We start from the raw sequence: 6,000 nt of genomic DNA, 5'->3' as shown, positions 1-6,000 counted from the left end.
CGAGGTAATGCGTTGCCTCGTAGCAGCGGGTTTACCCGCGAAGAGGCCGGCACAAGCTTCGGATCAACCGCGGTGACGGCCGCGGAAGTAGTTGATCAGGCCTTGGGTGGAGCCGTCTTCGGCGCTGTCTTCCAGGCTGCCGACCAAGCGCTGGTAAACGCCCTTGCCCAGTTCCTTGCCCAGCTCGACGCCCCACTGGTCGAAGGCGTTGATACCCCAGACAACGCTCTGTACGAACACCTTGTGCTCGTACATCGCCACCAACGCGCCCAGGCGGCGCGGGCTGATGCGCTCGACCACCAACGTGTTGCTCGGGCGGTTACCCGGGATTACCTTGTGCGGGGCCAGCTTTTCGATGTCCGCTTCGTTGAGGCCTTTAGCGCGCAATTCGGCTTCGGCTTCCTCGCGGGTTTTGCCCAGCATCAGCGCCTGGCTCTGCGACAGGCAGTTGGCGTACAGCCACTGATGGTGGTCGGCCACCGGGTTGAAGCTCACCACCGGCACGATGAAGTCGGCCGGAATCAACTGGGTGCCCTGGTGCAGCAACTGGTGGTAGGCATGCTGGCCGTTGCAGCCCACGCCGCCCCAGATTACCGGCCCGGTGTCGGTCTTCACCGGGGTACCGTCTTGCAATACGCTCTTGCCGTTGGATTCCATGTCCAGCTGCTGCAAGTGCTTGGTGATGTTGCGCAGGTAGTGGTCGTACGGCAGGATCGCGTGGCTGTTCGCATCCCAGAAGTTGCCATACCACACGCCCAGCAGGGCCAGTAGCACCGGCATGTTCTTGTCGAACGGTGCGGTCTGGAAGTGCTGGTCCATGGTGTAGGCGCCGGACAGCAGTTCCTTGAAGTTGGCAGTGCCGATGGCCAGGGCGATCGGCAGGCCGATGGCCGACCACAGCGAGTAGCGCCCGCCCACCCAGTCCCACATCGGGAAGATGTTTTCTTCGCGGATACCGAACGCTACAGCAGCGGCCTTGTTGCTGGATACGGCAATGAAGTGGCGGTACAGCTCGGCTTCCGAGCCGCCTTGGGCCAGGTACCAGGTACGCGCGGCCATGGCGTTTTTCAGCGTCTCGAGGGTGTTGAACGACTTCGACGAGACGATGAACAGGGTGGTTTCGGCGCGCAGGTTGGCCGACAGCTCGTGGAACTCGCTGCCGTCGATGTTGGCCAGGTAGTGGCAGCGCACGCCGCGCTGGGCGTAGGGTAGCAGCGCTTCGGAAACCAGCTCGGGGCCGAGGAACGAACCGCCAATGCCGATGTTGACCACGTCGGTGATCGGTTTTTCGCTGTAGCCGCGCCACAGGCCATCGTGAATGCGGCCAACCAGTTCGGTAATCTGGTTGAGCACCTTGTGCACTTCCGGCATTACGTTCACGCCGTTGACGCTGAGTTTGTCACCTACGGGCCGGCGCAAGGCGGTGTGAAGCACCGGGCGGCCTTCGGAGGCGTTGATGATCTCACCACCGAACATCGACTTGATGGCGTCCTGCAGGCCCACTTCATTGGCCAGGTTGACCAGCAGATCGCGGCTTTGCTCGGTGATCAGGTTTTTTGAGTAGTCGAGGAACAGGCCGCAAGCGCTAAGGGAAAACTGGTCGAAGCGCTTGGCATCGGCGGCGAAGGCTTCGCGCATGCTGAAGCTTTGCATGGCGTCGCGGTGTTTCTGAAGCGCCTGCCAGGCGGGCAGGGCCGTCACATCGTGGGGTGTACGGTAATACGCCATTGCGCGGGGTTCCCTTGGTGCGTGGTGAGGGCTTGGACACGGCAGTCGTTGCCGGGTTCAGGCTGGCACCATTATAGGCAAAGGCCACGTGCTGGGAATGGGTATGGCAGGGGGATTTTGGTGGGGCATTGCAAGCAAGCCCGCCCCTACAGATAAACGTGCAGGAGCGGGCTTGCCCGCGAATGGGCTGCAAGGGAGCCCAAGACCGTTATGCAGTCTTCTCTTCCAAATGCAGGTAGAGGTTGTCGATCAACCGTGTGTTACCCAGGTAAGCCGCCGCAATCACCACCAGGTCTCGATCATCGATCACTGCCGGGCGCAAGCTTACGGCATGGCGTACTTCCAGGTAATCCGGACGGAAACCTGCTGCGCTCAGTTGCGCCTGGCCTTCAGCGACCAGTGCGGCAAAATCCCGCTGGCCACGGCCGATGCCCGCTGCGATGTGCTGCAGTGTGCGGTACAGCGCTGGCGCAGCAGTACGCTGCTCTGGCGTGAGGTAGCCATTGCGCGACGACAGCGCCAAGCCATCTTCGGCACGCACGGTGGGTTCGCCGATGATCTGGATCGGCATGTTCAGATCGCGCACCATGGCGCGGATCACCGCCAGCTGCTGATAGTCCTTCTCGCCGAACACGGCAAGGTCTGGCTGGACCATGTTGAACAGCTTGTTCACCACGGTGGCCACGCCCTCGAAATGCCCAGGCCGGCTGGCGCCGCACAGGCCTTCGGAAAGCTGGGGCACGCTGACGCGTGTCTGCACGCTCATGCCGTCGGGGTACATCTCTTCCACGGTGGGCGCGAACAGCAGGTTGCAGCCGGCTTGTACCAAGCGCTCCTGGTCGGCTGCCAGGGTACGAGGGTATTTGTCGAGGTCTTCGTTGGCGCCGAACTGCAGCGGGTTGACGAAGATACTGGCGACCACGAAATCGGCGCGCTGGGCAGCCTTGGTCACCAAGGCCGCATGGCCGCTGTGCAGGTTGCCCATGGTCGGTACGAAACCGATGCGTTTGCCCTCACCGCGCGCGCGGGCCACTGCCGCGCGCAGTTCGCGGACGGTCTTGACTGTATTCATGCACTGAACCCGTGTTCGCTGCCTGGGAAACTGACTTGCTTGACCGCCTCGACGTAAGCGACGAGGGCGCTATGGATATCCGGTTGGTCCTGCATGAAGTTCTTCACGAACTTCGGTACCCGGCCGCTCAGCGACAGGCCGAGCATGTCGTGCAGTACCAGTACCTGGCCATCGGTGGCGCTGCCGGCGCCAATGCCGATTACCGGGATGCCAACGGCATTGGTGATTTCCGCCGCCAGTTCGCTGGGTACGCACTCGAGCAGCAGCATGGCCGCACCGGCCTGTTCCAGGGCAATGGCGTCGGCGCGCATCTGCCGGGCCTGGGCCTCCTGGCGGCCCTGCACTTTGTAGCCGCCCAGCACGTTGACGGTTTGCGGGGTCAGGCCCATGTGCGCGCACACCGGCACACCACGTTCGGCCAGCAAGCGGATGGTTTCGGCCAGCCAGGCTGCGCCTTCGATCTTGACCATGTGGGCGCCTGCCTGCATCAGCATGGCGCTGTTGGCAAAGGCCTGCTCCGGGGTGGCGTGGGCCATGAACGGCAGGTCGGTGAGGATCAGCGCGCCGTCGTTGCCGCGTTTGACGCTGGCGGTGTGGTAGGCCATCTCCGCCGTGGTGACCGGCAAGGTGCTGTCGTGGCCCTGCAGGACCATCCCCAGCGAGTCGCCCACCAGCAACACTTCAACGCCGGCCTGGCTGGCGGCCTTGGCGAAGGTCGCGTCGTAGCAGGTCAGCATGGTGATTTTTTCACCCTTGGCCTTGAGGCCGTTAAGGGTGGTAAGAGTTACTTCAGGCATGTAGGAAATTCCTCGTTCAGGCGCTGTAAAAAACGACTGCATTCAACGCGTGTAGTCATCTTCCGGAGCGGCACATCATCGCGCGTGATGTTCGGGCACAGGTCCGTCCGGGCCTAAATACGGGTATGCGGCACTTTGGTGCCACACGGGACGCCTATAGTCGTGAGCGAGGTGTGGGAAGTCAATCACCCTGTTACCGCATTGTTACGATCAGGGTGTTACTGGCGTTACCGAGGTGGCGATGCAGGCTGGAACGCCCGGTCTACAGGCGTTCCAGGCCGACGAACGGGCATTCGTCGAGCAGTTGCGCGAGGGCGCGGCCATCGGCCAGGCGGAAATCCCCCGGTACCAGTTCGGCCAACGGGTACAGCACGAACGGGCGGGCATGCATGTGGTAATGCGGCACTTTCAGGCGTGGCTGGTCGAGCACCTGGTCACCGAACAGCAGGATGTCCAGGTCCAGCGTACGTGGGCCCCAGCGTTCCTTGCGTACGCGGCCCTGGTCGTTTTCGATGGCCTGCAGCGCATCGAGCAATGCCAGTGGTGCCAGGGCGGTGTCCAGGGCGGCGACAGCATTGGTGTAGCGTGGTTGGCCGGGCAGCAGCGAATCGCTGGTGTACAGGGCCGAGGCGGCTACCAGGCGCGTGGCTTCGACCTGGTCCAGCGCCTGCAAGGCGCTACGCAGCTGCTCGGCAGGTGCGTCCAGGTTGCTGCCCAAACCTACGTAGGCGCGAATGGTCACTCGAACGCCTCGTCGCCACTGCGCTTGCGTTTGCTGCTGCTGCGCTTGCGCTTGCGCGGGCCGGCGCTTTCGTCGCGGCTACCAAGCTCGCGGATCATCTCGCGGCGCTCGCTGTCGTTTGCCTCCTGGTAATCGGTCCACCACTGGCCCAGGTCGTCGGTTTCTTCCCCGGCGCTCTCACGCAGCAGCAGGAAGTCGTAACCGGCGCGGAAACGCGGGTTGTCCAGCAGCATGTCGGCGCGCTTGCCGCTGCGGCGCGGCAGGCGCTCCTGCATGTCCCAGATCTCGCGGATCGGCAGGGTAAAACGCTTGGGGATGGCAATGCGCGCGCATTGCTCGGCGATCAGGTCGTGGGCCGCACCGTTCATGGCCGGGATCGGCGGCACGCCCTGGTTCTGCAGGTGCAGCACACGGGCCGGCAGAGCTGGCCAGAGCAGAGCAGCGAACAGGAAGGCTGGCGTCACCGGCTTGCCCTGCTTCACGCGCAGGTCGGTGTTGTTCAGTGCCTGGCTGATCAGCGTGTGGGTGTAGGTCGGCCGCTCGTCCAGCGCGTGGGCACTGGCCGGGAACAGCGGTTCGAACAACTCCAGGTCCACCAGCATTTCGAAGGCGATGGCACCTTGGCCGCTGAGGAACAGCTTGAGGCATTCCTCGAACAGGCGCGCGGGTGGAATCTCGCGCAGCATTGGGGCCAGGCCGCGAATCGGCAGGTAGGTGTGCTTTTCGATGCCAAAGTCGAGCTTGGCGGCAAAGCGCACCGCGCGCAGCATGCGCACCGGGTCTTCCTGGTAGCGCTGGGTCGGGTCCCCGATCAGCCGCAGCAGGCGATTGCGCACGTCGTGCACACCGTTGGCGTAATCGAGAATGCGCTCGCTGACCGGATCGTAATACAGGGCGTTGATGGTGAAGTCGCGGCGTTGCGCGTCCTCTTCCAGGGTGCCGTACACGTTGTCTCGCAGAATGCGGCCACTGGCGTTATGCGACGAACGGTGGGTATCGCCCTGATCGTCCTCGGAGTGATGGGCGCGGAAGGTGGCAACTTCAATGATCTCACGGCCGAAATGCACATGGACCAATTTGAAGCGACGACCAATGATACGGGCGTTGCGGAACTCGGCACGGACCTGTTCGGGGGTGGCACTGGTGGCGACGTCGAAGTCCTTCGGCGTGATGCCCAGCATCAGGTCGCGGACACAGCCACCGACCAGGTAAGCCTGGTAGCCGGCGCTTTGCAAGCGCTCCACGATGTTCACCGCATGACGGCTGAACTGGTGGCGCTGCAGCGAGTGCTGGCTCTTGTTGATCACCTCGGGCGTGGTGCGCCTGTGGTGCGGGCCCGGTACGGGCGGGCGGAAAGACTGGAACAGCTTCTTCAGCATGGGATGCACTGTGTGAAGGAATGTTCGGCCAAGAATAGGAGAATGGCCGCATGATGGGCGGGGATTCTAGCATTTACTCGGGGAATGGTGTAGGCGGGTAGCAGGATGCCTGCCAGAAGGGTAGAAACGACAAGGGGAGCCTAAGCTCCCCAAGAAGTCGTTACGTGCTCTTATTGTTTTTTTGCTGGGCTTCTTGTTTTTGTTGAGTGCCCTGCCCACAAATCTCGAAGCTTGTGGACGACCCCCAAACCGGGGGTAAAGAGCAAACGGATTGCTTTGGCC

Annotated in this window: 5 protein-coding genes; all 5 read right to left on the bottom strand. The window is 62.9% G+C overall.

Going from position 1 to position 6,000, the window contains the following annotated elements; genetic code table 11:
* Positions 1 to 63: 63 nt before the first annotated feature.
* The 5 genes from pgi to QYE47_RS25435 all read right to left on the bottom strand — a co-directional run bounded on the left by pgi (position 64) and on the right by QYE47_RS25435 (position 5,718).
* Complete coding sequence (pgi, locus tag QYE47_RS25455; RefSeq protein WP_014592399.1) at positions 64 to 1,728, bottom strand: glucose-6-phosphate isomerase; 1,665 nt, start codon at positions 1,726 to 1,728, stop codon at positions 64 to 66.
* Between the two features lie 208 nt (positions 1,729 to 1,936).
* Positions 1,937 to 2,800 carry a pantoate--beta-alanine ligase gene (gene panC / locus QYE47_RS25450; RefSeq protein WP_014592398.1) on the bottom strand — a complete coding sequence of 288 codons (864 nt, stop codon included), beginning with the start codon at positions 2,798 to 2,800 and terminating at the stop codon, positions 1,937 to 1,939.
* The gene (gene panB / locus QYE47_RS25445; RefSeq protein ID WP_070384356.1) at positions 2,797 to 3,597 is read right to left on the bottom strand and encodes a 3-methyl-2-oxobutanoate hydroxymethyltransferase; all 801 of its coding nucleotides are present in this window, start codon (positions 3,595 to 3,597) and stop codon (positions 2,797 to 2,799) included. Before panB ends, panC begins: the two co-directional genes overlap by 4 nt.
* 262 nt (positions 3,598 to 3,859) lie before the next feature.
* Positions 3,860 to 4,339, bottom strand: coding sequence for a 2-amino-4-hydroxy-6-hydroxymethyldihydropteridine diphosphokinase (gene folK, locus QYE47_RS25440; RefSeq protein WP_010955348.1), 480 nt, complete (start codon positions 4,337 to 4,339; stop codon positions 3,860 to 3,862).
* Entirely contained in the window at positions 4,336 to 5,718 is a 1,383-nt protein-coding gene (locus QYE47_RS25435) for a polynucleotide adenylyltransferase PcnB (RefSeq protein WP_014592396.1), read from the bottom strand. The genes folK and QYE47_RS25435 overlap by 4 nt, the downstream gene beginning before the upstream one ends.
* Between the last annotated feature and the right edge of the window lie 282 nt (positions 5,719 to 6,000).

The organism is Pseudomonas sp. 2,4-D (genome assembly GCF_030418155.1).
GTDB classification, from domain to species: Bacteria; Pseudomonadota; Gammaproteobacteria; order Pseudomonadales; family Pseudomonadaceae; genus Aquipseudomonas; species Aquipseudomonas alloputida.
Note: the sequence above shows the minus strand (reverse complement) of the source record. Positions and strands in the feature narration are given on the sequence as shown.

What these genes read in the sequence shown, in the direction of transcription:
- pgi (WP_014592399.1), bottom strand. Translation starts at nt 1,728, where the DNA reads ATGGCGTATTACCGTACACCCCACGATGTGACGGCCCTGCCCGCCTGG.
- panC (WP_014592398.1), bottom strand. Translation starts at nt 2,800, where the DNA reads ATGAATACAGTCAAGACCGTCCGCGAACTGCGCGCGGCAGTGGCCCGC.
- panB (WP_070384356.1), bottom strand. Translation starts at nt 3,597, where the DNA reads ATGCCTGAAGTAACTCTTACCACCCTTAACGGCCTCAAGGCCAAGGGT.
- QYE47_RS25435 (WP_014592396.1), bottom strand. Translation starts at nt 5,718, where the DNA reads ATGCTGAAGAAGCTGTTCCAGTCTTTCCGCCCGCCCGTACCGGGCCCG.